Origin of the sequence: Roseovarius tolerans (assembly GCF_900109855.1) — a bacterium.
GTDB lineage: Bacteria > Pseudomonadota > Alphaproteobacteria > Rhodobacterales > Rhodobacteraceae > Roseovarius > Roseovarius tolerans.
In genome coordinates, this window is sequence record NZ_FOBO01000004.1 from 175,264 (window position 1) to 201,537 (window position 26,274).

The 26,274-nt window shown below is 65.9% G+C and carries 25 protein-coding genes; 15 read left to right on the forward strand and 10 right to left on the reverse strand.

Going from position 1 to position 26,274, the window contains the following annotated elements:
- Positions 1-82 precede the first annotated feature (82 nt).
- The gene (gene rlmB, locus BMX04_RS05525; RefSeq protein ID WP_074785349.1) at positions 83-859 is read left to right on the forward strand and encodes a 23S rRNA (guanosine(2251)-2'-O)-methyltransferase RlmB; all 777 of its coding nucleotides are present in this window, start codon (positions 83-85) and stop codon (positions 857-859) included.
- On the opposite strand, the gene BMX04_RS05530 is transcribed toward rlmB, so the two are convergent.
- Positions 841-1,743, reverse strand: coding sequence for a hypothetical protein (locus tag BMX04_RS05530; protein WP_074785350.1), 903 nt, complete (start codon positions 1,741-1,743; stop codon positions 841-843). The two genes, rlmB and BMX04_RS05530, sit on opposite strands and share 19 nt — an antisense overlap.
- Before the next feature lie 114 nt (positions 1,744-1,857).
- Here BMX04_RS05530 and BMX04_RS05535 point away from each other — a divergent pair, with 114 nt between their 5' ends.
- From BMX04_RS05535 to BMX04_RS05545, 3 genes are all read left to right on the forward strand, one after another.
- Positions 1,858-2,157: a hypothetical protein gene (locus BMX04_RS05535; RefSeq protein WP_050664288.1), complete on the forward strand. Its 300-nt coding sequence runs from the start codon at positions 1,858-1,860 to the stop codon at positions 2,155-2,157.
- A 192-nt stretch (positions 2,158-2,349) separates the two neighbouring features.
- Positions 2,350-2,823, forward strand: a complete 474-nt coding sequence (locus BMX04_RS05540; protein WP_074785351.1) for a CoA-binding protein — start codon at positions 2,350-2,352, stop codon at positions 2,821-2,823.
- Between the two features lie 80 nt (positions 2,824-2,903).
- A complete protein-coding gene (locus BMX04_RS05545; RefSeq protein ID WP_074785352.1) occupies positions 2,904-4,316 on the forward strand; it encodes an FAD-binding oxidoreductase in 1,413 nt (470 codons plus the stop codon).
- Here BMX04_RS05545 and BMX04_RS05550 read toward each other — a convergent pair.
- Together BMX04_RS05550 and metF are read right to left on the reverse strand one after the other, a co-directional pair.
- Positions 4,285-4,821, reverse strand: coding sequence for a PaaI family thioesterase (locus BMX04_RS05550; RefSeq protein ID WP_074785353.1), 537 nt, complete (start codon positions 4,819-4,821; stop codon positions 4,285-4,287). The genes BMX04_RS05545 and BMX04_RS05550 overlap by 32 nt on opposite strands.
- A gap of 61 nt (positions 4,822-4,882) precedes the next feature.
- A complete protein-coding gene (gene metF / locus BMX04_RS05555) occupies positions 4,883-5,749 on the reverse strand; it encodes a methylenetetrahydrofolate reductase [NAD(P)H] (protein ID WP_074785354.1) in 867 nt (288 codons plus the stop codon).
- 105 nt (positions 5,750-5,854) lie between these two features.
- Between metF and BMX04_RS05560 the strand changes: the two genes are divergently transcribed.
- Entirely contained in the window at positions 5,855-6,760 is a 906-nt protein-coding gene (locus tag BMX04_RS05560; RefSeq protein WP_074785355.1) for a LysR family transcriptional regulator, read from the forward strand.
- A 276-nt stretch (positions 6,761-7,036) separates the two neighbouring features.
- Here the strand turns inward: BMX04_RS05560 and BMX04_RS05565 are convergent, their stop codons facing one another.
- The gene (locus tag BMX04_RS05565; RefSeq protein ID WP_074785356.1) at positions 7,037-7,897 is read right to left on the reverse strand and encodes a helix-turn-helix domain-containing protein; all 861 of its coding nucleotides are present in this window, start codon (positions 7,895-7,897) and stop codon (positions 7,037-7,039) included.
- 107 nt (positions 7,898-8,004) lie between these two features.
- On the opposite strand from BMX04_RS05565, the gene BMX04_RS05570 reads away from it, so the two are divergent.
- Complete coding sequence (locus BMX04_RS05570; protein ID WP_074785357.1) at positions 8,005-8,211, forward strand: DUF2061 domain-containing protein; 207 nt, start codon at positions 8,005-8,007, stop codon at positions 8,209-8,211.
- Positions 8,204-9,109 (forward strand): fatty acid desaturase, encoded by a 906-nt coding sequence (locus BMX04_RS05575; RefSeq protein ID WP_074785358.1) that lies wholly within the window; start codon positions 8,204-8,206, stop codon positions 9,107-9,109. The genes BMX04_RS05570 and BMX04_RS05575 overlap by 8 nt, the downstream gene beginning before the upstream one ends.
- Positions 9,110-9,360: 251 nt before the next feature.
- On the opposite strand, the gene BMX04_RS05580 is transcribed toward BMX04_RS05575, so the two are convergent.
- The 4 genes from BMX04_RS05580 to BMX04_RS05595 are packed head-to-tail and all read right to left on the reverse strand — an operon-like array spanning position 9,361 to position 13,136.
- Positions 9,361-10,143 carry a heme ABC transporter ATP-binding protein gene (locus BMX04_RS05580; protein ID WP_074785359.1) on the reverse strand — a complete coding sequence of 261 codons (783 nt, stop codon included), beginning with the start codon at positions 10,141-10,143 and terminating at the stop codon, positions 9,361-9,363.
- Positions 10,143-11,210, reverse strand: a complete 1,068-nt coding sequence (locus BMX04_RS05585; RefSeq protein ID WP_074785437.1) for a FecCD family ABC transporter permease — start codon at positions 11,208-11,210, stop codon at positions 10,143-10,145. The genes BMX04_RS05580 and BMX04_RS05585 overlap by 1 nt, the downstream gene beginning before the upstream one ends.
- A complete protein-coding gene (locus BMX04_RS05590) occupies positions 11,188-12,072 on the reverse strand; it encodes a heme/hemin ABC transporter substrate-binding protein (protein ID WP_074785360.1) in 885 nt (294 codons plus the stop codon). Before BMX04_RS05590 ends, BMX04_RS05585 begins: the two co-directional genes overlap by 23 nt.
- Positions 12,069-13,136 carry a ChuX/HutX family heme-like substrate-binding protein gene (locus tag BMX04_RS05595; protein ID WP_074785361.1) on the reverse strand — a complete coding sequence of 356 codons (1,068 nt, stop codon included), beginning with the start codon at positions 13,134-13,136 and terminating at the stop codon, positions 12,069-12,071. The genes BMX04_RS05590 and BMX04_RS05595 overlap by 4 nt, the downstream gene beginning before the upstream one ends.
- Positions 13,137-13,359: 223 nt before the next feature.
- On the opposite strand from BMX04_RS05595, the gene BMX04_RS05600 reads away from it, so the two are divergent.
- Positions 13,360-15,369 (forward strand): TonB-dependent receptor domain-containing protein, encoded by a 2,010-nt coding sequence (locus BMX04_RS05600; protein ID WP_083398088.1) that lies wholly within the window; start codon positions 13,360-13,362, stop codon positions 15,367-15,369.
- A gap of 54 nt (positions 15,370-15,423) precedes the next feature.
- Here BMX04_RS05600 and BMX04_RS05605 read toward each other — a convergent pair whose 3' ends face one another.
- Together BMX04_RS05605 and BMX04_RS05610 are read right to left on the reverse strand one after the other, a co-directional pair.
- Positions 15,424-16,713 (reverse strand): NAD(P)H-dependent oxidoreductase, encoded by a 1,290-nt coding sequence (locus tag BMX04_RS05605; protein ID WP_074785362.1) that lies wholly within the window; start codon positions 16,711-16,713, stop codon positions 15,424-15,426.
- A gap of 85 nt (positions 16,714-16,798) precedes the next feature.
- Complete coding sequence (locus BMX04_RS05610) at positions 16,799-17,590, reverse strand: IclR family transcriptional regulator (RefSeq protein WP_074785363.1); 792 nt, start codon at positions 17,588-17,590, stop codon at positions 16,799-16,801.
- Between the two features lie 171 nt (positions 17,591-17,761).
- Between BMX04_RS05610 and BMX04_RS05615 the strand changes: the two genes are divergently transcribed.
- From BMX04_RS05615 to BMX04_RS05645, 7 genes are all read left to right on the forward strand, one after another.
- The gene (locus BMX04_RS05615; RefSeq protein WP_083398089.1) at positions 17,762-19,279 is read left to right on the forward strand and encodes an ABC transporter substrate-binding protein; all 1,518 of its coding nucleotides are present in this window, start codon (positions 17,762-17,764) and stop codon (positions 19,277-19,279) included.
- A 95-nt stretch (positions 19,280-19,374) separates the two neighbouring features.
- Positions 19,375-20,292, forward strand: coding sequence for an ABC transporter permease (locus BMX04_RS05620; protein ID WP_074785365.1), 918 nt, complete (start codon positions 19,375-19,377; stop codon positions 20,290-20,292).
- Position 20,293: 1 nt separating this feature from the next.
- Entirely contained in the window at positions 20,294-21,196 is a 903-nt protein-coding gene (locus BMX04_RS05625; protein WP_074785366.1) for an ABC transporter permease, read from the forward strand.
- Positions 21,197-21,200: 4 nt separating this feature from the next.
- On the forward strand, positions 21,201-22,199 hold the full coding sequence (locus BMX04_RS05630) for an ABC transporter ATP-binding protein (protein ID WP_050662990.1): 999 nt from the start codon (positions 21,201-21,203) through the stop codon (positions 22,197-22,199).
- Positions 22,196-23,194, forward strand: a complete 999-nt coding sequence (locus BMX04_RS05635; protein ID WP_074785367.1) for an ABC transporter ATP-binding protein — start codon at positions 22,196-22,198, stop codon at positions 23,192-23,194. Before BMX04_RS05630 ends, BMX04_RS05635 begins: the two co-directional genes overlap by 4 nt.
- Before the next feature lies 1 nt (position 23,195).
- On the forward strand, positions 23,196-24,779 hold the full coding sequence (locus BMX04_RS05640) for a gamma-glutamyltransferase (protein ID WP_074785368.1): 1,584 nt from the start codon (positions 23,196-23,198) through the stop codon (positions 24,777-24,779).
- The gene (locus BMX04_RS05645) at positions 24,776-26,173 is read left to right on the forward strand and encodes a M20 family metallopeptidase (RefSeq protein WP_074785369.1); all 1,398 of its coding nucleotides are present in this window, start codon (positions 24,776-24,778) and stop codon (positions 26,171-26,173) included. The genes BMX04_RS05640 and BMX04_RS05645 overlap by 4 nt, the downstream gene beginning before the upstream one ends.
- Positions 26,174-26,274: the final 101 nt, after the last annotated feature.

The following is a 26,274-nucleotide window of genomic DNA, read 5'->3' on the forward strand; positions in this document are numbered from 1 at the left end:
GCAGGCGTCAACCGGAAAATCGCTTGCACATAAGCGCGCTCCGGTGCAGGGTCGCGCGCCTGAAAAGAGGGGTATGAACCCAATGAAAAAACCCCGTTGGGTGATCGAGAAAGAACAGGCGCGGCGGGCCTCTGCGGCCGAGACCGTGTGGCTGTTCGGTCTGCATGCGGTGCGCGATGCGCTGGAGAATCCGCGCCGCGAGAAGCTGCGGCTTATCGTGACGCGCAATGCCGCCGACAAGCTCTCGGAGGCGATTGCCGTGAGCGGGCTGGAGCCGGAAATGGCCGATCCGCGCAAGTTTCCCGCGCCGCTCGATCCCGGCTCGGTGCATCAGGGGGCGGCGCTGGAGGTCAAGCCGCTGGATTGGGGGCCGCTGTCGGAGGTCTGTCTGGGCGATGGCGCGCAGGCGCCGCGCGTGGTGCTGCTCGACCGGGTGACCGATCCGCATAACGTCGGCGCGATCCTGCGCTCGGCGGAGGTGTTCGGCGCGCGGGCGGTGATCGCGCCGCGCCACCATGCCGCCCCCGAGACCGGGGCGCTGGCCAAGACCGCGAGCGGCGCGCTGGAGCGCCAACCCTATCTGCGGGTGCGCAACCTTGCCGATGCGATCACCGAGTTGCAGGCCATGGGCTATGTCGTGCTGGGGCTGGCCGGTGAGGCCGAGGCGAGCATCGAGAGCGCGCTGGAGGGCCGCCGCGACCGGCCTGTGGCGCTGGTGCTGGGGGCTGAGGGGCCGGGGCTGCGCCCGCGCACGCGCGAGACGGTCGATGCGCTGGTGCGCATCGGGTTCGCCAGTGATTTCGGGTCGCTCAACGTGTCGAACGCGGCGGCGGTGGCACTTTACGCTGCGCGCGGCTGAGCGCGCGCGGCGGCATCCTCGAACACCGGCAGGAAGCGGCCCTTGATCATCCAGCTGAGGCCGAAGGCGATCAGGCCAGTGGCCTCGAACACGAAGGTCAGGCGCAGGCTGTCCCAGAGCGCGGCAAGGTTCTGGGCGGTGCCGTCGGGGAGTATGCCCTGCAGGAGCAGCGCCTTGATCCCGAGCACGGCGACCACGGCGAAGATCAGCTTGCCCAGCACGCGATACCACGCGTTGCGCCGGTCCTTGCGGTTGCCCGCGACCAGCGAGGCGGTGGAATTGGGCCGCGTGAAGACATAGGCCGAGAAATAGCCCAGGATCAGGAACATCACCCCCGCCGCGCCGAAATGCGCCAGTTGCAGCAAAAGCGGCACATCGGCCCCGATGGGGGCGAAGCTGGCCCAGAAATCATAGCTGATGGTGCCGGTGACGGTGCCGCCGGGTGGGTGAAAGCCCTGTGAGCCCGCCGCATCGGTGAGAAAGACGCGCGCGACCTCGCCGGTATATGTGCAGCCCGAACCGGTGGTCGGCACGAAGGCCACCACCACGCTGGCCGCGCCCGCGAGTTTCAGCAGCATCACATCATACCAGTGCCAGCCGAGACAGCCTTCGCGCCCCGGTGCGCGGAAGCTGTAGAAGAACATCAACAGCAGGCCGATGAAGCTGAGCGCGCCGACGAGGATGTCGCCACCAAGGCGGCTGTAATAATAGTGGCTGATCGAGGCGTTGAAACAGGTGTTGGTCAGCGCCGAGATCACCGCGAGAGAGAGCGGCAGGCCGAGGGCCACGTAGCCCACGCCGAGATTGATGCGGCGCAAGTCGATATCAAACGGCAGGTCGCGGGGAGCTGTGGGCGGCGCGGGCGGGTCTGGCAGGTCGGTCATCGGGTGAAATCCTCTTGCGGAAATGCCACAACCTTACCATGTATCGCGGAACCGGGCGACGGTTTCGTGGGGCAGGCCCTTGGAAACCCCCGTCAATTGACCGATATGGGGCGCATGGGTCACAAGATCGCCACTTGCAATTATTGCGGCACGCGCGCGGCGCTGGTGCTGGACCGGGACCGGCATGAGCTGGCCTGTTCCAGCTGTGGCGCGCCGTTGCATGACATGAAGGCGATGCCCAAGGCCAAGATCGAGCGGCCCCGCGCCAACACACGCCCGATGCCGCTGCCCCGGCAGGAGTATCGCGACGACCGCGCCCCTGCGCGCGGCAGAAAAAAGCCCAAGCGGCGCAAGGGCCTGGGGCGGCGGGTGCTGGAGGAAATCTGGGACGTGGTCGAGGATATCTTTGACTGAGGGCGCGGCGTCACCGGTAGTCACAGCTATATTACAATCCCTTTATATTCTGAGAATCGGACCTACATTTGTCCCAGAGATGCCGATCCGGAACCTCGGCGTCTCATATCACTGTCCCTCGTTCCGCGACTGGCGCCCAAGTGTTTACTTGGGCGCTTTTTTCTTGGTGCGCTTCGTGCTTGAGTGGTCGCCATGAGCGAAGATTACAGTGATTCCCACCTGCGCGAGATCCTGACCCGCACGCGGCGCGTCGCGGTGGTCGGCGTGTCGATGAACCCGGTGCGCCCGTCCTATTACGTGGCGCGCTACCTGAGCCTGAAGAAATTCGAGGTGGTGCCGGTCAATCCGGGCCATGCCGGGCAGATGCTGTTCGGGCAACGGATCGTGGCGTCGCTGTCCGAGATCGAGGGCGGGGTCGATATGATCGATATCTTTCGCCGGTCGGAGCATGTACCGCCCATCGTCGACGAGGCGCTGGATATGTTTCCCGGGTTGCAGACGGTCTGGATGCAGATCGGTGTGGAGCACGCGCATGCCGCCGAGCGTGCGCGGGCGCGCGGGGTGGATGTGGTGATGAACCGCTGCCCGAAGATCGAATATCAGCGGCTCTTTGGCGAGTTGCGGATGGGCGGCTTCAACACCGGGGTGATCTCGTCGAAGCTGTGAGCCGCGGATCTGGATATTTATGGCAAGACGAAGCGGGGGAACGGGCTGGCCTTGGGCCGGGCTTGTGATAGCTAAGGGTCATGACGCTCCATTCCGCCACCCCCACATTCATCGACACCCTGCGCGCGGGTCTGACCGACGCGAGTTTTCGCGAGGCCGAGCCGCGCTATCTGGAAGAGCCGCGCGGGCGCTGGCAGGGGCAGGGCGTGGTGCTGGCCCCCGACGACGTGGAGGGCGTGGCACATGTGGTGCGCGCCTGTGCCGAGACGGGGGTGCCGGTGGTGCCTTATGGTGGGGGCACGGGATTGGTCGGCGGGCAGATCGCGCCCGATGGCCCGGTGCCGGTGATCCTGAGCCTCGAGCGGATGCGCGCGGTGCGCGGCATCTGGCCCGAGGAAAACGTGATGGTCGTCGAGGCGGGCGCGATCCTGCAGGATATTCACGACGCGGCGGAGGCGGCCGGGCGGCTCTTCCCGCTCAGTATCGCCGCCAAGGGATCGGCGCGGTTGGGCGGCCTTCTCGGGACCAATGCGGGTGGGGTCAACGTCCTGCGCTATGGCAATGCGCGTGATCTGTGTCTGGGGCTGGAGGCGGTGCTGCCCGATGGGCGGATCTGGCACGGGCTGAAGCGGCTGCGCAAGGACAATACCGGGTACGATCTGCGCAACCTGCTGATCGGATCGGAGGGCACGCTGGGGGTGATCACCGCCGCTGCGCTCAAGCTCTATCCGCGCCCGAGTGGCGAGGGCACGGCGCTGATGGTTGTGGAGGGGCCGCGCGCGGCGCTCGACCTCTTGGCACTGGCGCGCGATCATCTGGGCGAGGGCGTGAGCGCCTTCGAGATCATGCATCGGCAGGGGCTGGAATTCCTGGCCGAGACGCTGCCCGATATCCGTCAGCCGTTCGACGAGATGCCCGAGTGGTTCGTGCTCATTGACGTGGGGCTGGCGCGGGGGCTTGATCCGGCGGCGGCGCTGGAGACGCTTTTTGCCGAAGCGTTCGAGGCGGGGCTGGTGAGCGATGGCACGATCGCACAATCCGAGGCGCAGCGGCATGCGTTCTGGGAGGTGCGCGAGCAGATCCCCGAGGCCAACCGGCGGATCGGATCGGTGAGTTCGCATGACATATCATTGCCGATGTCGGAAATCCCGGCGTTCATCGCGCGAGGGGCCGGGGTGATCGCGGGGATCGGCGATTTCCGGATCAACTGTTTCGGGCATCTGGGCGACGGCAACCTGCATTACAACGTCTTTCCCGTGTCGGGGCGCGCCCGCGCCGATCATGTGGGCGAGCGCGACGCGATCAAGCGGGCGGTGCATGATCTGGTGCACGAGATGGGCGGGTCGGTCAGTGCCGAACACGGGATCGGGCGGCTCAAGGTCGGGGATCTGGAGCGCTATGGCGATCCGGTGAAACTGGCTGCGATGCGCAGCATCAAGGCGGCGCTCGATCCGCAGGGGATCATGAACCCGGGGGCGGTGCTGGCGGGGTGAAATCGGGGCCAGTGTCAGTGCCAGTGTCGGGCCGCAGGATGATGCAGGTGGTGGAGCCGGTGGCGTAGAGCTTGCCATCCCCGACGCCGCGCAATTCGCCGGTGGCGACGCCCGTTGAGCGGCCGCGATGCTGCACGGTGCCGATGGCGCGGACCGCGCGGCCGAGGGCCAAGGCGCGGGTGATGTTGGTCTTGAATTCCAGCGTCGTGTAAATCTCGCCGCGCGCCAGTTCGGTCATCACCGCGCAGCCCATGCAACTGTCGAGGATCGCGCCATACCAGCCGCCATGCACACCGCGCATCGGGTTGAGCGCGGCAAAGGTCGGCGTGCCCTCGAAGACGACGCAGCCCGGCTCGGCCACGACGGGGTGAAAGCCCAAGGTCGCGCCGATGGGCGGGCCGGGCAGGGTGCCCGCGATCATGTCGCGCATGAAGTCGAGCCCGGAGCGCGACAGGAGCGCTGTCATGTCGGGCAGATCGTCGAGCGAAGTGGCGTGATCCGGCATGGTTGTCCCCCGTGGCGCGTGCGCGGACAGGCTATGCCGCGCCGCGCCGTGGGGCAAGCCGTCAGGCCACGTCGCGCAGGGTGACGCGGGGTGTCACGCCGAGGGCGTGGCACACATCGCGGGTCAGTTCGGGGCGATTGAGCGTGTAGAAATGCAGGTCTTCCACCCCGCCCTCGATCAGGTCGCTGCATAGCTCTGTGGCCAGCGCCGTGGCGAGCAGGTCGTGACGGTCATCGCGGATCGCCTTGTCGAAGCAATCGTCGAGCCAAGCGGGGATCTGCGTGCCGCAGGAGGTGGCGAATTTGCGCGCGCCGGTCCAGTTCTCAATGGGCAGAATGCCGGGGATGATCGGCGCGTCGATGCCCGCCGCGACGCAGGCATCGCGGAAGCGGAAAAAGGTGTCGGCCTCGAAGAAGAACTGGGTGATCGCCTCAGTCGCGCCCGCGTCGATCTTGCGCTTGAGCCAGTCGATATCGGCGCGGCTGTCGGCGGCCTCGGGGTGTTTCTCGGGATAGGCGCCGACGCGGATGGTGAACTTGCCGGTCTCGGCGAGGGCTGAGATCAGTTCGCAACTGTCACCGAAGCCTTGCGGGTGCGCGGTGAAGCCGGTCGAGCCCTTGGGCGGGTCGCCGCGCAGGGCGACGAGTTCCGTGACACCGGCGGCGGCGAACTGATCGGCGATCTCCAGCGTTTCTTCGCGGCTGGCATCGACGCAGGTCAGATGGGCGGCGACGTTGAGGCCGGTGGCCTTGTGCAGCGTGCCCACGGCCTCGCGCGTCAGTTCGCGCGTGGTGCCGCCCGCGCCGTAGGTGACCGAGACGAAGCGCGGATCGAGCGGCGAGAGGGTGTGGACGGTATCCCAGAGACGGAACGACGCCTCGAGCGTCTTGGGCGGGAAGAATTCGAACGAGATGCGCGGCGTTTTCATCGGGATCATCCTGTGAGGAAGCTGGAACTGTCGCCCTCTTGTTGCAGGCGCAGCATTGTGAGACAACTTCATTAAATTCATGGTTTGAATGAGGCGCGCTAATATATGCATATCGAGTTCCGGCATCTCAGGACGATCCGCGCCATCCATCAGGCGGGCGGATTGGCGCGCGCGGCGGACCTGCTGCACATCACGCAATCGGCGCTGAGCCACCAGATCAAGGGGTTGGAGGATCAGGCCGGGGTGGAGCTTTTCGTGCGGCGGTCCAAGCCGTTGCGCCTGTCGGCGGCGGGGCAGCGCCTGTTGCGGCTGGCCGAGAAGATCTTGCCCGAGATCGAGGCGCTGGAGCATGAGTTCGAGGGGCTGCGCGAGGGCAGCGCGGGGCGGATGCATATCGCCATCGAGTGCCATGCCTGTTTTGAGTGGCTGTTCCCGGTGCTGGAGCGGTTTCGCAAGACATGGGGCGAGGTGGATGTGGATATCCGGCCCGGCCTCGCCTTTGACGCGCTGCCCGCGTTGCAGAAGGAAGAGGTCGATCTGGTGGTGTCCTCGGACCCGGAGGATCTGCCGGGGATCACGTTCAAGCCGCTCTTCGATTACGAGCCGGTGTTCGTGGCCTCAAGCCAGCATCCGCTGGCGCAGAAGGACTATGTCGAGGCTGGTGACTTTCGCGACGAGGTGCTGATCACCTATCCGGTGGATCGCTCGCGGCTGGATGTGTTCACCGAATTGCTGACGCCCGCCAAGGTGGAGCCGCGCAGCATACGGCAGGTGGAGTTGACGGCGGTGATCCTGCTGCTGGTGGCGTCCAATCGCGGGGTTGCGGTGTTGCCCGACTGGGTGGTGCGCGAGGTCAAGACGAGCACGGATTACGTGACGCGGCCCCTGACGGAAGCGGGCAAGACCAAGCGGCTCTATGCGGCGATCCGCGATGAGGATGCGGACAAGCCCTATATGGCGCATCTCATTCGTCTGGCGCGGGAGATTCCGGTGCGGTTGCAGCGGGGGTAGGGGGGGAGGCATGGGGCGGACATTAACGGTTTATAGATGAGCCGTGCGGTGCCCGACCGCCGGGTGGGCGCAGCAACCTCGGTGGACCGCACTTTATGCCAGCCAAACACTCCCGCGTTATCAATGGCTTGATACATTGCAAAAGCGCCCGCCCGAGGGGGCGGTCGGGCGCTGCGCGGCGGTGCCTGCGGCACCTTGATTCCGCGCATTGGGGATGCACGTGAACGGCAGCAACCGGCCATTCGCGTCGGTCCATCTGGCCCGTCGTATATCTCCCTAGCCGACCTCGTCGCGCAGGGCGCGCAGGTGGTCGGGCAGGGCGCGGGCGCTGATCGCTGCCTCGCGCAGCAGCCCGTCGAAATGCAGCGTCATCGCCTGCACCCGCTCGGTATCGCGGAACACGAGGTAGTTGCGCCCCAGATAGAGCACAGCGAGGAGGGGGCCGAAAATCGTGACTGGCGCGGAATAGAGGCGGCGGGCGTCAAATAGGTAGAGCCGCAAGCCGGGATAGAGCTGGGAGGTCACGGCGATGAAATGGTCGAGCTGGGCGCGGCGGATCTCCTCGGGCAGGTCGCGGTAATAGCCTTCGCCGCGCGCAAAGCTTTCGATCTCGAAGAGCGGCAGGGCGATCTCGTAATCCGAGCGCGCGGCGCGCATCCAGGCCATGCGGTCCTCAGACGCGCCGATGGCCTGATCGGTGGAGCGGCCAAGATGCGGTGCGTATTCCCATTCCAGCATGGCCCGGGTCTTGAGCATGTCGGGCAGGCCGGCGGGGACGTGGCGGATCTTGTAGCCCGCCGCCTCCTTGTGCCAGGCGAAGATCTGCTCGTCGACCAGCGCGCGGGGGGCCTCGGTCAGTGACAGGGTATTGGCGAGCATGTCGGCGGCGGTTTCGGGCCGGTCGGTGAGGCCCAGAAGCCAGTCGGCGGAGATGCCCAGCGCGCCCGCGCATTCGCCCACCACCTGCGCATTGGGCAGGCGCGCGCCGGTGCCGGTCAGCAGTTGCGACACGGTGGAACGGTCCACCCCGATGGCGCGGGCGAGCGCGCTTTGATTGGTGTCGCGCAGGCGCATCGCCTCGGCCAGTCGGGTGCGAAACAGCGTGGCGCGCAGACGTTTGTCGAGTTTTTCATTCATATGGTGATTTAAATCACGAATGCGAAAAAATGTTAACCATTTCCGAAATGGTCGGTCAATCAAATCGAAAGCATTCTCTGCGCATCGTTCAATCAAATGGAGGAGACATGGAGACGCGATTGCGCAGCATCGTGAAGGCGGTGATCTGGAACCTGATCGGGCTTGCGGTCATGGCGGTGGTCGGCTTGGTCGTCACCGGCTCGCTGACGGCGGGCGGGCTGATGGCGGTGATCAATACCGCGATCGGATTCACCACCTATGTGCTCTACGAGCGCGTCTGGTCGCGCATCGGATGGGGGCGCTGTCATGGATGAGGCGCGCCGCGGGGCGGTGGAATGGCCCACCCTGCTGTTGCTGATCGCCTGCTACGCGGTGTGGCTTTTGGGCACGACATGGGGGGCTGCGGTCTGGCTGCCGTTGGGGATCTGTGTCACCGGGCTGGCGATCGCGCTGCAGTCGTCGCTGTGCCACGAGGCGCTGCACGGCCATCCGTTCAGGGCGCGCGTCTGGAACGAGGTGGCGGTCTTTCCCTGCCTGTGCCTGATGATTCCCTATGGGCGATTTCGCGACACCCATCTGGCGCATCACCGGGATGAACATCTGACCGATCCCTATGACGACCCGGAATCGAATTACCTGGACCCGAGCGTGTGGGACCGGCTTCCGGGCTGGGCGCGGACGGTTCTGCGGGCCAACAACACGCTGGCGGGGCGGATGATACTGGGGCCGTTCATTGCGCAATGGGCGTTTTTGCGGGCCGACTGGCAGGCGATTCGCGCCGGGGATCGGGGTGTGCGGGAGGCATGGCTGTGGCATGTGCCGCAGGTGGCGGTGGTGCTGGCCTGGGTCTGGGTGGCCGCGATGCCGGTCTGGGGCTACCTGCTGGCGGTGTGGCTGGGGATCGCGCTGTTGAAGATCCGCACCTTTCTGGAGCATCGCGCGCATGCGCGGGCGCGCGGGCGCACTGTCATCGTCGAGGACCGGGGGCCGCTGGCGTTGCTGTTTCTGAACAACAACCTGCATGTGGTGCATCACATGCATCCGGAGGTGCCGTGGTACCGGTTGCCGGGGCTTTATGCGGCGCGACGCGCGCATTACCGGCGGCGCAACGATGGTTATGTCTACCGGTCTTACGGGCAGGTCTTTCGTGACTATCTGTGGCGGACAAAGGATCCGGTGGCGCATCCGCTGTGGCCGTGGCGGCGGGGGTAGGGGGAGTGAATGGCCTGGAGCGGTCATCTGATTGAAGCACCCTGCGCGGAACAAGGCCGAAGGCCGCCGCGCATCGCCGGGCCGCCCCCCGGCACGGCGATTTGGCTGCAACCTGCTCTGCGCTCGGATGTTTTTCGGGCTTGGCTGATATAAAGCGCTACAAATCTGATGTTGGATCGCCGTACCGCGGCCCGTCGATGCGCGGCTCACTGCCAATGTCCGCTTCAGCCCAACATTCTACCCCCCTCGCCTCAGCCCGCCCGGGCGTTCTGCGGCAGGATGTAGGGCCGGTTGCCGGGCGGGGGCTCGCTGACCGCGAGATCGCAGCCATAGACCGCCGAGAGCGTTTCGGAGGTGATCACCGTCTCGGGTGTGCCCTCGGCCACCACGCGGCCCGATTGCATCATCACCACCTGGTCGGCGAACATCGAGGTGAGGTTGAGATCGTGCATCACCGCCACTACCCCGCCGCCGCGCGCGGCGAAATCCCGGGCGAGGCGCATCACGCCCAGTTGATGGCCGATATCGAGGCTGGAGACCGGCTCGTCGAGAAAGAGCCAGTTGGGGCCGTCGGGGCCCGCAGGCTCCCATATCTGGGCGAGCACGCGGGCGAATTGCACGCGCTGCTGTTCGCCGCCCGACAGGTCTTGGTAGGTGCGGCTGGCCATGTGGCGCAGCCCGACATGATCCAGCGCGCGCAGCGGCAGGTCGGGCCGGTGCGCGAAACGCCCCGCGCCGTGGCCGATGCGCACGACCTCAATCACGGTGAAGGGAAAGGCCAGCCGGGCGGCCTGTGGCAGCACGCCCCGGCGCGGGGCGAGGGCCATGGCGTGGCGCGGATGCACCGGCAGACCACCCATGGTGATCGTGCCCTGGGCGGCAATCTCGCCGGTGAGGGCGCGCAAGAGCGTGGTCTTGCCCGAGCCGTTGGGGCCTGCAATCGCGGTCAGGTGCCCGGCGCGCGCCGAGAGGCTGACATCGTGCAGGATGGCGGTGCCACCGAGGCACAGCGAGACGTGATCGGCGCACAGCATCACAGGTCCACCAAGCCGCGCCGCCGCAGCAATATCCACAGAAAGACCGGCGCGCCGAGCACGGCGGTGACGATGCCGATGGGCAATTCGGCGGGTGCGATGAGCAGGCGGCTGAGAATATCCGCGCCCAGAAGCAGGCTTGCGCCCAGAAGCGCACTGTTGATCAGAAGCGGGCCGTGATCCGGCCCGGTGGCCAGCCGCAAGAGATGCGGCACGACGATGCCGACAAAGCCGATGCCCCCCGAGACCGCGACCGCAGCGCCTGTGGCGCCCGCCACGCAGAGGATGGCGAGGGTCTTGGTGCGCTGCACCGGGATGCCGAGATGCAGCGCCGTCGCCTCGCCCAAGGCCAGCCCGTTGAGGCCGCGCCCGAGGGTGGTGGCCGCAACCAGCGCCAGCCCGATGATCGGCGCGGCGGTGGCAAGCTTGGCCCATGTCGCCCCGGCGAGCGAGCCGAGGCCCCAGAAGGTCAGATCGCGCAATTGCTGATCGTCGGCGGCATAGACCATCAGCCCCGAGACCGCGCCGGAGAGCGCCCCGAGCGCGATGCCCGCCAGCAGCATCGTCGCGACCGAAGTGCGCCCGCCGCGCGTGGCGACCCCGTAGAGCAGCAGAACCGAGGCCCAACCGCCGACAAACGCCGCAAGCGGCACGGTGTAGATGCCGATGAGGGACTGGAGCGCCGGGGGCAGCAGCCCGCCCAGCACGATGGCGGTGATCGCGCCGAGGCCCGCGCCTGCGCTCACGCCGACGATGCCGGGATCGGCGAGCGGGTTGCGAAAAAGCCCCTGCATCACCGCGCCCGACACGGCGAGTGCCGCACCGACGAGCGCGCCCATGGCGATGCGGGGCAGGCGCACCTCCCACAGGATGATGCGGGCGAGGGTGTCGTCCTGCGCGCTGCCGGTGACGAGGCCGAGAAGCGAGACGCCCGACGCGCCGCTTTCAAGGCTGATCGCGCAGACCGCAATGAGCAGCAGCCCGAGCCACAGATGCGCCTGCCGCGCGGTGGCGCGGCGGTCGCGGGGCTGCGCCTCGATCATCTTAGCTTGGGTCAGTGTCATCATCGGCCCCGGGCGTTGCATAGATGGCGCGGTGCAGGTCGCGCGCGGCCTGCGCGGTGCGCGGACCGAAGCCCAGAAGATAGAGCCCCTGCATGCGGATCACCGCGCCGGTCGTGGCGGCGGGGGTGGTGCGGATCGCGGGCATGGACAAGAGCACCTCGTCCTCGATGGCGTGATCGCCGCCACGATCCATCATCAGGATCACGTCGGGGGCGGCGCGGCTGACCGCCTCGTCGGTGATCTGCTTGTAGCCCTCGAATGCGTCCACGGCATTGACCGCGCCCGCCATGTCGATGATGCCCGCCGCCTGCGTGCCGGTGCCACCGGCGAGGATGCGCCCGCCCTGCAGGCTGAGGATGAAGAGGACGCGCCTGGCATCGCCGGGGGCGATTTGCGCGGTTGCCTTGGCGGTCGCCTCGAGCGCGGCGCGGGTCTCGGCGATGAGCGTCGCGGCGCGGTCGGGCAGGCCGAGCGCATGGCCCACCACGGCGATCTTTTCAAGGATGCCGGGGCCGTCACTGGCCTCGGGCACGGTGGTGAACGGCAGGCCCGAGGCTTTGAGCACGTTGATCGTCTCGGGCGGGCCCGCGCCCTCGATGGCGAGAATCCGGTCGGGGGCGACCGAGAGCACGCCCTCGGGGCTGAGCGCGCGGGCATAGCCCACATCGGGCAGGCCGGTCACCTCGGGCGGGTAGGTGGAGGTGGTGTCGCGCGCCACCAGCCGGTCGCCCGCGCCGAGCGCGTGGACGATCTCGGTCACCGAGCCACCGATCGAGAGCAGGCGGTCGCGGGACTGGCCGAAGGCGGGCAGGGCGCAGAGCGCGGTGGCCTGCGCGAGCAGGGTGCGGCGGGTGAGACGGGTCATGCGGGCACCTCTGCGTCGGCGCGGTCGGGCAGGGCGGCGACATGCGCGCCGAAGGCCGGGCGGTGGTCGCGGTCGTCCTTGCGCAGGCCGAAGATTTGCAGGATCAGCCCGCCTTCGGCATCGAACGCCTCGACCGAGATGGCGGGGCCGCGCTGGGTGGGTTTCTCGACTGCCCAGACCTCTGTGATATGGTCGCGGCGCAGGTGCAGGTTGAAGCCGGGATCGAGCACGTTCTGCCACGGGCCCATGGCCTTGAGCGTGTGGACCGGGCCGGAATAGATCTGGATGCAGCCGCGATTGCCGACGAAGATCATCGCCTCGGTGGCGTCTTCGGCGAGGCGGGTGAGGAGTGTGTCCACGGCCCCGGGTGCCAGCGCGCGCACAAAGGGCGCGCCCGCGATGCGGTAGGCGCCGAGGCGGTTCATCCTGAGTTTGGAGGTCAGGCGCAGGAACTGGTGGGTGTCGGTCAGGCGCTGCCATTCGTCGCGCAGGATATCGACCTTTTCGGGGTTGGATTTCGCCGGTTCGGTGGGCTGGCGCGGGGCCACGTCGAGGGTCTGGCCCTGATCTGGCAGGGCCTGCGACAGGCGCAGCGCGTCCCATGCGGCGAGCGAGGAGGCGTCGCGCAGGAAGATCTTGTGCACCGCGTCGCCTGCGGCATCGAAGACCTGAAGGCGGCGGCGGGGGCCGGTGTCGGCCTCGGTCTCGACCATGAAGGCGTGGCACCAATGGCTGGGAAAGAGGCGCAGGTCGATCTCGGGGGTGAGTATCATCGCGGCGTGTTTGCCGCTGTGATAGTTGTCGTAGCGCCCGACCTTTTCATGCACGCAGGAGGGGTTGCGGGTGAGCGCCATCACCTCGCCGAGTTTCTGCGCCGCCGCCATCACCTGATCGGGATGCGCCGGGATGCGCGTGGCACCCGCGCCAGTGGAGGCGGCGACAAGCTGGGCCTCGGAAATGCCCAAGGTGTCGGCCTGATCGCGGCTGCGCAGTTTCGGGTTCTCGGCCTGAAAGGCGCGGATTGTTTCGGGGGTTATGGGGGCATGCCTACCTCTTGATCTGATGCAAAGGGGTGGCTGCGTCGCGGTCGATGCGGACGTGGCTTATGTGACGATCCAGGTGAATCGCAATGTTGACTCTTTTAGTCACAAATGGGTAAGGGGTGCAAGAGCGCAGGCCGAACGTCGGCGTATCGCACTCATTTCAACCAAAACGACCGTGCCAGCCTTTCGCAAGCACAGCGGCGTGAAAGCCAATGTCTGCAAGACGAGAAGGGGACACGGGGACATGACAAAACATCTGAGACTCGCGCTATTGACGAGCACCTGCCTGTGCGCGGCGGCACCATTGCTGGCGCAGGACGGCGCGGAGGGATTTCTGGGGACGCTGACGCTGGGCGAGAGCAAGCGGGCGGTGCAGACAGAGACCGCAACTCCGGTGACGGTGATCGACGAGGAGGAACTGCGCGACCGGCAGGCCGGATCGGTGGCCGAATTGCTGGTCACGGTGCCGTCGGTGGCGCTGGTCAATGGCGACACGGCGCAGGGGTCGGGTATCTCGATCCGGGGGTTCGGGTCGAACAGCACCTTCGGCACCGATCAGAAGGTCCTGATACAGGTGGACGGGGCGACGCGGGGGGCAGAAGAGCTTTACCGTATCGGCACGCAATTGTTCACCGATCCGTTTCTCTTCCGGGAGGTGGAGGTGCTGCGCGGCACGGTGGGCTCGTTCGAATACGGCTCTGGCGTGGTCGGTGGTGTCGTGCGGCTGGAGACCATCGACCCCGAGGATGTGACCGGTGGTGAGACCGGCCTCGCGCTGCGGCAGACGGTGGAGTTTCAGACCAATGGCAACGGTGTCACCACATCGACCATCGGGGCGTGGCAGGTGAATGAGGATCTGGGGTTCATGTTCAACTACGTGGATCGCAGCCTTGGTTTTCCGGAGGATGGCAACGGCGACGTGATCAACCCCGGACGCGACCGGATCGACGATCCGTCGTGGTTGATCAAGGGCAAGTATCGCTTTGGCGATGACAAGGCGCATTCGCTGGAGGCGAGTTTCCAGGAGACGCAAAGTTCGCAATTCGATGTGCCCTATGACAGTTTCGGAAACCTCACGTTTTTCGGCAATGTCGACCGCGAGATCGAGAGCAAGACCACGATCCTGAGCTATGGCTACAACCCGCTGAACGATCTGGTGGACCTGTCGCTGCAATATTCGCATGTCGACGAGGTGATCACGCAGGCGGCGGTTTCGTGCCCCGGAAGCCCGCCTGCGCCGACGTCGATCTGCTCGGACCTGCTGGATGCCGATCACGAGTATGAGACGACCACGCTGACCCTCAAGAACACGGCGTTCTTTCAGACCGGGGCGCTGGTGCATGACCTGACGACAGGGATCGAGTATATCAACCGCGAGCGGGTCAATGCGTTTGCAGCACCCGGGGGCGAGGATGAACGCTGGGCGTTCTTTGCGGTCAACGAGATCGACATCGGCGAGGCGTGGACGGTGACGCCCGCGATTCGCTATGAAAGTTCGACCGTGAAGGGCGACACCGCCCCCAATGACGGGACGTTCAGCAAGGATGCGCTGATGGGCGGGCTGTCACTGCGCTATGCGTTCGGCAACGGCTTTGCGGTCTTTGGCAGTGCGGCCTATACCGAGGTGATGCCGATCATCGACGATCTGGAATTTCCGGGCCGCGTGACGCGCAGCGAGAAGTCGCGCAGCTACGAGGTGGGCTTTTCCTACGAGCGGCGCGGCGCGCTGCGGGCCGGGGATCAACTGGCGCTCAAGGTCAATTATTTCGACAGCGAGTTGTGGGATGTGAATTCCTTTGTCGATGCCACGGCGGCGCAGAACCCGCTGGAGGAAATCCGCACCGAAGGGGTGGAGATCGAGGCCTCTTATGCAATGGAGAACGGGTTCTACATCGATCTCAACGCCACCCTTGCGGAGGGTGAGGAGGTCACGCAGGCGGGGCTGGTGAGCGACTGGCGCAATCAGGCGGCGGATAACCTGCGGCTGACGGTCGGCAAGGTGTTCAACGACATCTACGATCTGAGCTGGGAGGTGGTGAGTGCCGATGCGATCACCGTGAACGGGGCGCGCGACGCGGGCTACACGGCGCATAACCTGCGCGCCACGATCGCCCCCAAGGGCAAGGGCGTCTGGGAGAACACCGAGTTCCGGGTCGGGATCGACAACGTGTTCGACGCACAGTTCACGCCCAATCTGGCGACGCGGCCCGCGGTGGGGCGGAACTTCAAGTTCACGCTGGCCAAGACGTTCTGAGGTGTGGGATGGGGCCTGCCGCGTCTTGCGCGCGGCGGGCCTTTGGCGTGTCTGTCAGCCCGCGATGAGCCCGCGATAGAGATCGACCACCGGGTCGGGGCCAAGCGTCACGTCATCGAAGCCGAGCACCGCGCCGCGTGCCACGTCGCGGGTCATCGCCACGCCATGCGCAAGCCCGATGGGCAGGGCATGGCCTGCGCGCGCGATGGGCTGTGCCTTGCCCCAGACGGTATAACCGCCCTCGCCGTCGAGTACCTCTCCGGCCTTGAGGTCGCGCTTGGCCACCGCCGCCACGGTGCCGCGCATCTCGCGCGACTGGCCGGTGGGCTCGTGGCGCAGGGCGGCACTGAGGACCGAGACCGACAATTCCAGACCGATCAGGTGGAAGGGTTTGTACATCGAGGCAAAGCGCCCGGTGGAATCGGTGGGCAACCCGTATTGTTTGAAACAGGCGGCGGCGTAGTCATTGGGGGCCTCCAGCACCACGTAGACGCCCCATCGCAGATCGCGGAACACCGGGCGGCCGTCGCGTTCGAGCGACGACACCGTTTCGGCCATGCCGCGCCGGTCAAGCTGGCCGCCCACCTCGCGCGGGCGCAGCACATGGGCGAGATCATCGACGCCGCAGGGCGGGAAGGCGAGGCCGCTATCGGGCACGTCGAGACCGCAGGCATTGGCGATGGCGACCATCTCGATTGCGCTCTTGGTGCCGTCGAGGAAGGAGTTGAACATCTGCGGGTTCATGCCCGCCGCCGCGGCCTCCTGCGCCGTCAGACCGTAATGCGACCAGACGTCATCGGGGGTCACTTCGTGATAGGCGGGCAGGTATTTGGTGCCCTTGCCGGCGGCGGTGACGTGAAAGCCGGTGGCGCGGGCCCAGTCGACCATGTCCGAGACAAGTGCCGGTTGATCGCCGTAGGCCATGGAATAGACCACGCCCGCCGCGCGCGCCTCGGACGCGAGCGCGGGACCGGCGAGCACGTCGGCCTCGACATTGACCATGACGATGTGCTTGCCCGCTGCGATGGCGGCGCGGGCATGGGTGATGCCGACGCGCGGATTGCCCGTCGCCTCGATCACCACGTCGACGTCGTCGCGCGCGGCCAGCGCCGCGCCGTCCTCGAGATAGGCGGTGGCGGCGATGCGGTCCTCGTCCCAGCCCACGGCGGCGCAGGCGCTGCGCGCGCGGTCGGGCGAGAGATCGGCGATGGCGCTGACCTCGAGCCCGGCGATGGTGGGCGCCTGGCTGAGGAACATCGAGCCGAATTTGCCTGCGCCGATGAGGCCCGCGCGCACCGGTGTGCCGCGCGCCCCTGCCTCTGCCGCCAGTCTTGCCAGGTTCATGTCTGTCTCCTCCGCTTGCGTTTCGGGCGCAGGACACTCTGGCCCGGGGCGGAGTGCAAGCGGATTTTGCCGGATCGGACGCCGGTCACGCCCCGCCTGCGCGGTGTGCGCGGAAGGCGGGAGAGATGGCGTTGGCGGTGTCCTGCAGCTTGGGGAGAATGTCTGCGACGATGCGTTCGCGCGTCCATGTATGGGCGGAGACCGAGCATTGCACGGCGGCGAAGGCGCGTCCGTCATGGCCGATGATCGGGCTGGCGACGCCGATCTCGTTGAGAATCATCTGCCCGGTGGAGACCGCGAATCCGTCGCGGGCGGCCTCTGCGATGCTGGTGGCGATCAGGTCGCGGTCAAGCGTGGTGCTGGGGGTGAAGGGTGTGATCGGCCATGTCTCGATGGCGTGGCGGCGCTCGTATTCGGGGAAGGTGGCGATGATCGCGCGCCCGCCCGAGGTGGAGAGCGCGGGCAGGCGCCGCCCGATGATGGTGGCCGCGAAATAGGTGCGTTTGCAGGGCAGGCGGCTGACATAGATGATGTGATCGCCCGAGATTTCGGCGAGGTTCACGGTCTCGCCCAACTCCTGGCTGAGATTGATCAGCTTGGGCATCGCCTGACCGATCAGCGGGTCGGACCAGTAATAGGCATAGGCCATCTGCAGCCAGGCATGGGACGGGCGAAAGCGGCGGGTGACCGGGTCCTTGTCGAGCATGCCCTCGACATGCAGCGTGTTGGCGAGGCGCTGTGTGGCGCTCTTGTCCAGCCCGGTGCGCTGCGCGAGTTCACCGAGCGACAGGTCGGTATGGCCCTCGTCGAAGGCGCGCAACAGGCGCAACCCCTTGGCGAGCGATCCGACGTAGAGGGTATCCTGCTTTGTTTTCATGCATCTCTCGTAAAATGTGGCCGGATGTCGCAGGCCGGGCTTGACGTGGCGAAGTATGTTCGCATTAATGGATCATATGGCGATTATATGTATCATAATATGATACGTCAACGAAAAGCCAACATCACGCGCCTCGCCATATCGGCGCGCGACCAACATAGGGAGAGAGACATGAAACAGTCCTCTTTGAGACATGCAATTGCCGGTCTGGCGATCGTCGCGGCGTCTGGTGCGGCCTATGCCGACAAGGCCAATGACACGCTGCGCGTGGCCTTTACCAAAGAGCTGGAGAACGTCGACAGCTACTTCAATTCCTCGCGTGAGGGCGTCGTTTTGCAGCGCGCGGTCTGGGATGGGTTGATTTATCGCGATCCGGCCACCAACGAATACAAGGGCAACCTTGCCACGTCCTGGGAGTGGATCGACGACCTGACGCTTGAATTCAAGCTGCGCGAGGGCGTCACCTTTCACAACGGCGAGCCGTTCAACGCCGATGACGTGGTCTATACGGTCGATTTTGTCGCCAAGGAAGAAAGTGGCGTCAAGACGCAGCGCAATGTGAACTGGATGAAGTCGGCCGAGAAGATCGACGAGTATACCGTGCGCATCCATCTCAAGGACAAGTTCCCGGCGGCGATCGAATTCCTGTCCGGCCCGGTGTCGATGTACCCCAATGAGTATTACGCCGAGGCGGGCCCGTCGGGCATGGGTCTGGAGCCGGTGGGCACTGGTCCCTATAAGGTGGTGTCGGTGACGCCCGGGCAGCATTTCGTGCTGGAGAAGAACGAGAATTACCATGACAGCCCCAAGGGGCAGCCCGAGATCGCCAATGTCGACATCCGCACCATTCCGGACGTCAACACGCAGATGGCGGCGCTGTTCAGCGGGTCGCTCGACCTGATCTGGCAGGTGCCTGCGGATCAGGCGGAGAAGCTGGCGGAGATGGATCAGTTCACCGTCTCCAACGAGTCGACGATGCGGGTGGGGTATCTGTCGATGGACGCCGCCGGGCGCTCGGGGGATACGCCGTTTACGGATGTACGCGTGCGACAGGCCGTCAACCACGCGATCAACCGTCAGGAGCTGGTCGATGCGCTGCTCAAGGGCGAATCCAAGGTGGTTTGGACGCCGTGCTTCCCCAGCCAGTTCGGCTGTGAGCAGGATGCGGCGGCACAGTATGAGTACGATCCCGAGAAGGCCAAGGCCCTGCTGGCCGAGGCGGGCTATCCCGACGGGTTCAAAACCGAGTTCTACGCCTATCGCAACCGTGAATACGCCGAGGCGATCCTGAGCTATCTCAATGCCGTGGGCATCGAGAGCGACTTCAAGTTCCTGCAGTATTCCGCGCTGCGTGAGTTGAACATGACCGGCGATGTGCCGCTGGCCTTCCTGACCTGGGGCAGCTTCTCGATCAACGACGCATCGGCGATGGTCAGCCAGTTCTTCAAGCATGGCTCGCTTGACGATGCGCGGGATGATCAGGTGCTGGCCGATCTTGAAGTGGCCGACAGCGCGACCGACCCGGAGGTGCGCAAGGAGCATTACGCCAAGGCCATCGAGCGGATCACCGAGCAGGCCTATTGGGCGCCGATGTTCTCGTACAACACCAACTACGTCTCCACCAACGAGGTGGAATACACGCCGACCGCCGACGAGGTGCTGCGGTTCACCACGATGGAGTGGAAGTGATCCACACCGTCTGAGCGGGGGGCCGCGATTGCGGCCCTCCGTATCCCCCGTCGCCCGCGCATCCAGCGACCTGCCAGAAAACGAGGGGCCTGCCCGTGCTCATATTCATTCTCAAACGACTTGGCCTTGCCGTTCTGGTGGCCTTTACCGTGTCCTTCATCAGCTTCAGCCTGCTGTTCATGGCGGGTGATCCGGCGGCGGCGCTGGCGGGCGAGACCGCGAGCGGCGAAGATATCGAATCGATCCGCAAGCTCTATGGCTTTGATCGTCCGATGCTGGTGCAATACGGCGATTGGCTGATCTCTGCGTTGCAGTTCAACTTTGGGGAAAGCTATTATTTCCGTCTGCCGGTGTCGTCGCTGATCGTCGACCGGCTGGGCGTGACCATGACGCTGGGCGTTTGCGGGATCACCTTTGCGCTCTTGACCGCCGTGCCGCTGGGCGTGGCCGCCGCGATCCGCCCAAACTCGATCATCGACCGGGTGGCGTTGTTCCTGTCGGTGGCGGGGCAGGCGATGCCAAGCTTCTGGTTCGGCCTGATCCTGATCGTGATCTTTGCCATCCAACTGGGCTGGTTGCCGCCGTCGGGTGCCTCAAGTCCTGCGCATTTCATCATGCCAACCATCGTGCTGGGTTATTACGCGATGCCTGCGATCATGCGTCTGACGCGGGCCGGGATGCTGGATGTGCTGTCGTCGGATTACATCCGCACCGCGCGGGCCAAGGGCGCGCCGGAGGGCCGGGTGCTGTTTCGCCACGCGCTGCGCAACGCGATCATCCCGGTGGTGTCGCTGGCTGCGGTGCAGATGGGCTTCATGCTGGGTGGCTCGATCGTGGTCGAGTCGATCTTTGCGCTGCACGGCGCGGGGTTCCTTGCGTGGGAGAGTATCGCGCGTAACGACCTGCCGACGGTGCAGGCGCTGATCCTCGTGTTTTCGATGTTCTACATCGTCTTCACCTTTCTGGCCGATGTGCTGAATGCCTGGCTCGACCCCCGCATGCGGAGCAGCTGAGATGACCCAACTTGATACGCAGGATCCGATTCTGGCAGAGATCACCGGGCCGACGCCGGGGCAGATGTTGCGCAAGCGCGTGTTCGGCCATCAGGGTCTGATGATCGGCTTGGTTGTGCTGGTGATCCTCACGCTGGTCGCGATCTTTGCGCCGCTGCTGGCCCCGCATGACCCCTATGCCCAAAGCCTGATGACCCGGATGGAGCCGCCGGTGTTTCTGGGCGGCGACTGGGAGCATCCGCTGGGCACCGATCATCTGGGACGCGATTACCTGTCGCGGCTGATCTACGGCGCGCGGGTGTCGCTGATGATCGGGGTGATCGCGGCGCTGATTTCGGGCGTGATCGGCACCGCGATGGGGGTGGCCGCCGGATACTTTGGCGGGCGCGTGGACATGGTGGTGACGTTTCTCATCAACGTGCGGCTGGCGATGCCGGTGGTTCTGGTGGCGCTTGCCGTGGTGGCCATTCTGGGCGGATCGTTGCAGGTGGTGATCGTGGTTCTGGGGCTGTTGTTGTGGGACCGGTTCGCGGTGGTGATGCGCGCCTCGACGCTGCAGGTGCGGGGCCGCGAATACGTGGCCGCCGCGCGCGCCATCGGGGCCTCGACCCCGCGCGTGATCCTGTCCGAGATCATGCCCAATATCGCGAATAACCTGATCGTCGTGGTGACGCTGGAAATGGCGCATGCGATCCTCTTGGAGGCGGCGCTGTCGTTCCTTGGCCTCGGTGTTCAGCCGCCCACCCCAAGCTGGGGCCTGATGGTGTCGGAGGGCAAGAACATGATGCTGTTCGAGCCGTGGATGGTGCTGATCCCCGGGGCCGTGCTGTTTGTCCTCGTGCTGGCGATCAACCTGATGGGTGACGGTCTGCGCGACGTCACCGCCCCCGAAAACCGGAGCTGAGACCATGGAGAACCCCCTGCTGAGCGTGCGCAACCTGACGCTGGATATTCCCGTTGGCGGCGGCACATTGCACGCGGTGCGCGGTATTGATTTCGACCTGATGCGCGGCGAGACGCTGTGCATCGTGGGCGAGAGCGGGTCGGGCAAATCGCTGACCTCGCTGGCGCTGATGGGCCTGTTGGGCAAGACCATCCGGCGCAGCGCCGACCGGATGGATTTCGATGGCACGGACATCCTGACCGCCAAGCCGCGCGCCATGCGGGCGCTGCGCGGCGACCGGATGGCGATGATCTTTCAGGAGCCGATGACCTCGCTCAACCCGGCCTACACGATTGGCGATCAGTTGACCGAGGCGCTGCTTTTGCACAAATCCGTCGGCCGCGAGGCGGCGCGGGAGCGCGCCATCGAACTGCTGGAAAAGGTCGGGATCACCGCCGCGCGCAGCCGTCTGGGGCAGTATCCGCATCAGTTGTCGGGCGGGTTGCGGCAGCGGGTGATGATCGCCATGGCGCTGATGTGCGAGCCGGAACTGATCATCGCGGACGAGCCGACGACCGCGCTCGACGTCACCATTCAGGCGCAGATCCTGCGGCTGCTTTATGATCTGGGACGCGAGATGAACATGGCGATGATCCTGATCACCCATGATCTGGGCGTGGTCGCGCGCGTCGCCGACAAGGTGGCGGTGATGTACGCGGGCGAGTTGGTCGAGACCGGCCCGGCGACCGATGTGTTCAACACGCCGTCGCATCCCTATACGCGGGGATTGCTGCGCTGCATTCCGCAGCCGGGCAAAACCGAGCGGGGCAGCACCCTGGGCACCATTCCGGGCATCGTGCCGTCGCTGATCGGCGATGTGCAGGGCTGCGCGTTTCGCACGCGCTGTCCGTTTGCGCAGGCGGAGTGCAAGGCGGATATTCCGCGCCGGGAAGAGGGCACGCATATGTTTCGTTGCATTCATCCCGATGGCAAGCGCCACGCCGAAGAGGAGGTCACCGCATGAGCAACGCATCTGCATCCGCCGTTCTGGAACTGCGCGGCGTGACCAAGACCTATCACGTCAAGCAGGGCCTGTTCGGCACGGCACGGCCGCTGACGGCGGTCAACGACGTGTCGCTCTCGCTGCCGCGCGGCGAGGTGCTGGGGCTGGTGGGTGAATCCGGCTGCGGCAAGTCCACGCTGGCCAAGATCCTCTTGGGGCTGGAGGCCCCCACGGCAGGGCAGGTGCTGGTCGATGGCGAAGAGATCGGCGCGCAGGACCGCATGACGCTGGCACGGCGGATTCAGCCGATCTTTCAGGATCCTTATTCGTCGCTCAACCCGCGCAAGAGCATCTTTGACATCGTGTCGCTGCCGTTGCGCGTGCATGGCATCGGTGATCGCGCGCATTGGGAAAAGGAAGTGCGCTCGATCCTCGATATCGTGGGGCTGCCTGCGCGGGTGATGAACACCTTTCCCAGCCAGATGTCGGGCGGGCAGCGGCAGCGCGTGGCGATTGCGCGGGCGCTGATCATGAAGCCCGAGATCGTGATCTGCGACGAGCCGACCTCGGCGCTGGATGTGTCGGTGCAGAGCCAGATTTTGAACCTGCTGGGCGATCTGCGCAGCGAGTTCGGGCTGACCTATCTGTTCATCAGCCACGATCTGGCGGTGGTGGAGCATCTGGCGACGCGGGTTGCGGTGATGTATCTGGGGCGCATCGTCGAGGAGGCGGGTGTCGCGGGGCTGTTTGACGAGGCCGCGCATCCTTATACGCAGGCTTTGTTGAAATCCGTGCTGACGCCGGAGCCGGGGCTGGGCGTGCCCGATACGCAGCTTGGCATGGCCTATCCCAACCCCATCGACCCGCCGTCGGGCTGTCATTTCCACCCGCGCTGCCCGATGGCGACGGAGCTGTGCAAGACCACCGCACCGCGCCCTGTCGAGACCCCGGGCGGGCGTGTGGAATGTCACCTGCACGACCCGCAAAGCCCGATGCACAATCCAAAGGCGGCGTGACATGTCGGTGAACCTGTCGCGCACGGCGACCACGACCAAGACCGTCATCGAGACCGAACACGGCATCGTCGCCGCCCAGCACCGGCTGGCCGCGCAGGCGGGGGCCGATGTGCTGGCGGCGGGGGGCGATGCGGTGGATGCCGCGATTGCCACGTCCTTTGCCATCGGCGTGTTGGAGCCGTGGATGAGCGGCCCGGCGGGGGGCGGTGCGCTGATGCTGTGGCGCGCCGATGAGGGCCGGGCGCAGGCGCTGGATTACGGGATGCGCGCGCCCGCCAATCTAGATCCCGCCGACTATCCGCTTACGGGTAAGGGGATCGCAGGCGATCTCTTCCCGTGGGAGCAGGTCGAGGGCGACCGCAACGTACAGGGTGCCACCGCCGTGGCGGTGCCGGGGCTGGTTGATGGCATGGGGCAGATGCATGTGCGCTATGGCCGGATGCCCTGGGCCGATCTGCTGGCGCCCGCCGTGGCCCATGCCCGCGAGGGGATGCTGGTCGATTGGTATGCCGCGCTGATCATCGCGTCGACCACGCGGGAACTGGCCAAGGATACCGATGCCGCCGCCCTCTTTCTGGAGGACGGGCAGTGGCCGACGATTTCCGGCTGGACGGCGCTGGCGGAAAAGCGGCTGGATCAGGCGCGGATGGCCGACAGTCTTGATCAGATCGCGCGGCATGGCGCGCGGGCGCTTTATGACGGTGATCTGGGGGCGGCGATGGCCGCCGATATTCAGGCCAAGGGCGGCAGCCTGAGCCATGACGATCTGCGCGGCTATGAGGCGGTGTTTCGCGACCCGCTGCGCGTCGAGTATCGCGGTGCGCGGTTCGACGTTCTGCCGGGGCTGACCGCCGGGCCGACCTTTGCCGATGCCCTGCGGGTGATGGAGGGCAGGGACATGGGGATGAAGCCCGATGCAGAGGGCTTTGCCGCCTACGCGGACGGGTTGAATGCCGCCTATGCCGACCGGCTGGCCCGCATGGGCGACACCGGCGAGAGCGAGACGCATGCGGGCTGCACCACGCATTTCTCGGTGGTGGACCGGCAGGGCAACATGGTGTCGCAGACGCAGACGCTGCTGTCGATCTTCGGGTCGCGGGTGGTGTCGCCCTCGACCGGGTTCACGATGAACAACGGGATCATGTGGTTCGACCCGGTGCCGGGGCGGCCCAATTCGCTGGCCCCCGGCAAGCGCTGCCTGATGAATGTCTGCCCGATTTTGGGCGAGGCGGGCGGCGCGCGGTTTGCCTTTGGGGCGTCGGGGGGGCGCAAGATCGTCTCGGCGATGGTGCAGATGGCGTCGTTTGTCGCAGATTACGGGATGGAGATCGGGGCGGCGTTTCATCATCCGCGCATTGATGTGTCGGGCGGGGCGGCGGTGGTCGCCGACGAGACGCTGCCCGATGCGGTGCTGGACCGTTTGCGCGCCGAGCATAGCGTGCATACCACCCGGCGCAGCCCGTTCCCCTATGCCTTTGCCTGCCCCGCCGGGGTGATGCGGCGGGGCGCGGTGAACAGCGGCTGCACCGAGATCATGTCACCCTGGGGTGACGCCGTTTCAGAAGAAAAGACAGGACAATCATGACCAGAGATGCAGCGATCACCACGATTTCCGATTACTTCGACGAGGGACGGTTTCAGAGCGATCTGGCCGATCTGGTGGCCTATGAGACCGAGAGCCAGAACCCCGATCAGGCCCCGGAATTGCTGCGCTACCTGCAAGAAGCGATGCAGCCCCGGCTGACGGCGATGGGGTTTGACTGTGCCATCCACGATAATCCCGCGCCGGGGGCGGGGCCGTTGCTGGTCGGTGAGCGGCATGAGGGCGATGACCTGCCCACGATCCTGAGCTATGGGCATGGCGATGTCATTCGCGCGCAGACCGGTCAGTGGCGCGAGGGGTTGCATCCCTTCAAACTGGTCGAGGAGGGGGATCGCCTCTATGGGCGCGGCACTGCTGACAACAAGGGGCAGCACCTGATCAACATCGCGGCGATGGAGGCGGCGATCGCGGCGCGCGGGCAGTTGGGGTTCAACTGCCGGATCGTGATCGAGACCGGCGAGGAGACCGGGTCGCCGGGGCTGCATGAGTTCTTTGCCGCCAATAAGGACGCGCTGACGGCGGATGTGCTGATTGCCTCGGACGGGCCGCGATTGCAGCCTGAGACGCCCACGATGTTCATGGGCTCGCGCGGGGGGGTGACGTTCGACCTGGTGGTCGATCTGCGCGAAGGGGCGCATCATTCGGGCAATTGGGGCGGGTTGCTGGCCGATCCGGCGATGATCCTGGCGCAGGCGCTGTCGTCGATCACCGATGCGCGCGGGCAGATCCGTATTCCCGAATGGCGGCCCGACAGCCTGAGCAACAGCGTGCGCGCGGCGCTGGGCGGTTTGCCGATCGAGGGCGGCGACGGCCCGGCGATCAACCCCGACTGGGGCGAGGAAAGCCTGACGCCCACCGAGCGCGCCTATGGCTGGAACAGCTTTGCCATTCTGGCGATGAAGAGCGGTGTACCCGAGGCCCCGGTCAATGCCATTTCGGCGCATGCGCGTGCGACCTGTCAGTTGCGCTACGTGGTGGGCACGGTGCCCGAGGATATCCTGCCCGCGCTGCGGCGGCATCTGGATGCGCAGGGGTTCGAGGCGGTTGAGATCGTGCCGCATGATCGCGGGTTTTTCCGCGCCACGCGGCTCGATCCGGATCATCCTTGGGTCAAATTTACCGCTGCCTCGTTGGAGCGGACATCGGGGCAGGCGCCGCATGTGCTGCCCAATCTGGCCGGGTCGTTGCCGAATGACGCCTTTGCCGAAATCCTCGGGCTGCCCACGGTCTGGGTGCCGCATTCCTATCGCGGCTGTTCGCAGCATGCGCCCGATGAGCACGTCCTGAAACCCGTCTGCCGTGACGCGCTGCGGCTGATGGCGGGGCTGTTCTGGGATATTGGTACGGGCGAGGGGCTGCCTGCGGCGCAGGGCTGAGGGGGCGTTCTGGACGCTCTTGTCCTGCAAGTGGTCGCAAAGGATTGCGCCACAGTCGTTTTCCCACGTCAATGTCGGGGCAGGTGCGTTTGCCCGGCCCA

Coding starts and splice junctions, on each gene's coding strand:
- rlmB (WP_074785349.1), top strand. CDS start 83: ATGAAAAAACCCCGTTGGGTGATCGAGAAAGAACAGGCGCGGCGGGCC.
- BMX04_RS05530 (WP_074785350.1), bottom strand. CDS start 1,743: ATGACCGACCTGCCAGACCCGCCCGCGCCGCCCACAGCTCCCCGCGAC.
- BMX04_RS05535 (WP_050664288.1), top strand. CDS start 1,858: ATGGGTCACAAGATCGCCACTTGCAATTATTGCGGCACGCGCGCGGCG.
- BMX04_RS05540 (WP_074785351.1), top strand. CDS start 2,350: ATGAGCGAAGATTACAGTGATTCCCACCTGCGCGAGATCCTGACCCGC.
- BMX04_RS05545 (WP_074785352.1), top strand. CDS start 2,904: ATGACGCTCCATTCCGCCACCCCCACATTCATCGACACCCTGCGCGCG.
- BMX04_RS05550 (WP_074785353.1), bottom strand. CDS start 4,821: ATGCCGGATCACGCCACTTCGCTCGACGATCTGCCCGACATGACAGCG.
- metF (WP_074785354.1), bottom strand. CDS start 5,749: ATGAAAACGCCGCGCATCTCGTTCGAATTCTTCCCGCCCAAGACGCTC.
- BMX04_RS05560 (WP_074785355.1), top strand. CDS start 5,855: ATGCATATCGAGTTCCGGCATCTCAGGACGATCCGCGCCATCCATCAG.
- BMX04_RS05565 (WP_074785356.1), bottom strand. CDS start 7,897: ATGAATGAAAAACTCGACAAACGTCTGCGCGCCACGCTGTTTCGCACC.
- BMX04_RS05570 (WP_074785357.1), top strand. CDS start 8,005: ATGGAGACGCGATTGCGCAGCATCGTGAAGGCGGTGATCTGGAACCTG.
- BMX04_RS05575 (WP_074785358.1), top strand. CDS start 8,204: ATGGATGAGGCGCGCCGCGGGGCGGTGGAATGGCCCACCCTGCTGTTG.
- BMX04_RS05580 (WP_074785359.1), bottom strand. CDS start 10,143: ATGCTGTGCGCCGATCACGTCTCGCTGTGCCTCGGTGGCACCGCCATC.
- BMX04_RS05585 (WP_074785437.1), bottom strand. CDS start 11,210: ATGATGACACTGACCCAAGCTAAGATGATCGAGGCGCAGCCCCGCGAC.
- BMX04_RS05590 (WP_074785360.1), bottom strand. CDS start 12,072: ATGACCCGTCTCACCCGCCGCACCCTGCTCGCGCAGGCCACCGCGCTC.
- BMX04_RS05600 (WP_083398088.1), top strand. CDS start 13,360: ATGACAAAACATCTGAGACTCGCGCTATTGACGAGCACCTGCCTGTGC.
- BMX04_RS05605 (WP_074785362.1), bottom strand. CDS start 16,713: ATGAACCTGGCAAGACTGGCGGCAGAGGCAGGGGCGCGCGGCACACCG.
- BMX04_RS05610 (WP_074785363.1), bottom strand. CDS start 17,590: ATGAAAACAAAGCAGGATACCCTCTACGTCGGATCGCTCGCCAAGGGG.
- BMX04_RS05615 (WP_083398089.1), top strand. CDS start 17,762: ATGAAACAGTCCTCTTTGAGACATGCAATTGCCGGTCTGGCGATCGTC.
- BMX04_RS05625 (WP_074785366.1), top strand. CDS start 20,294: ATGACCCAACTTGATACGCAGGATCCGATTCTGGCAGAGATCACCGGG.
- BMX04_RS05630 (WP_050662990.1), top strand. CDS start 21,201: ATGGAGAACCCCCTGCTGAGCGTGCGCAACCTGACGCTGGATATTCCC.
- BMX04_RS05635 (WP_074785367.1), top strand. CDS start 22,196: ATGAGCAACGCATCTGCATCCGCCGTTCTGGAACTGCGCGGCGTGACC.
- BMX04_RS05640 (WP_074785368.1), top strand. CDS start 23,196: ATGTCGGTGAACCTGTCGCGCACGGCGACCACGACCAAGACCGTCATC.
- BMX04_RS05645 (WP_074785369.1), top strand. CDS start 24,776: ATGACCAGAGATGCAGCGATCACCACGATTTCCGATTACTTCGACGAG.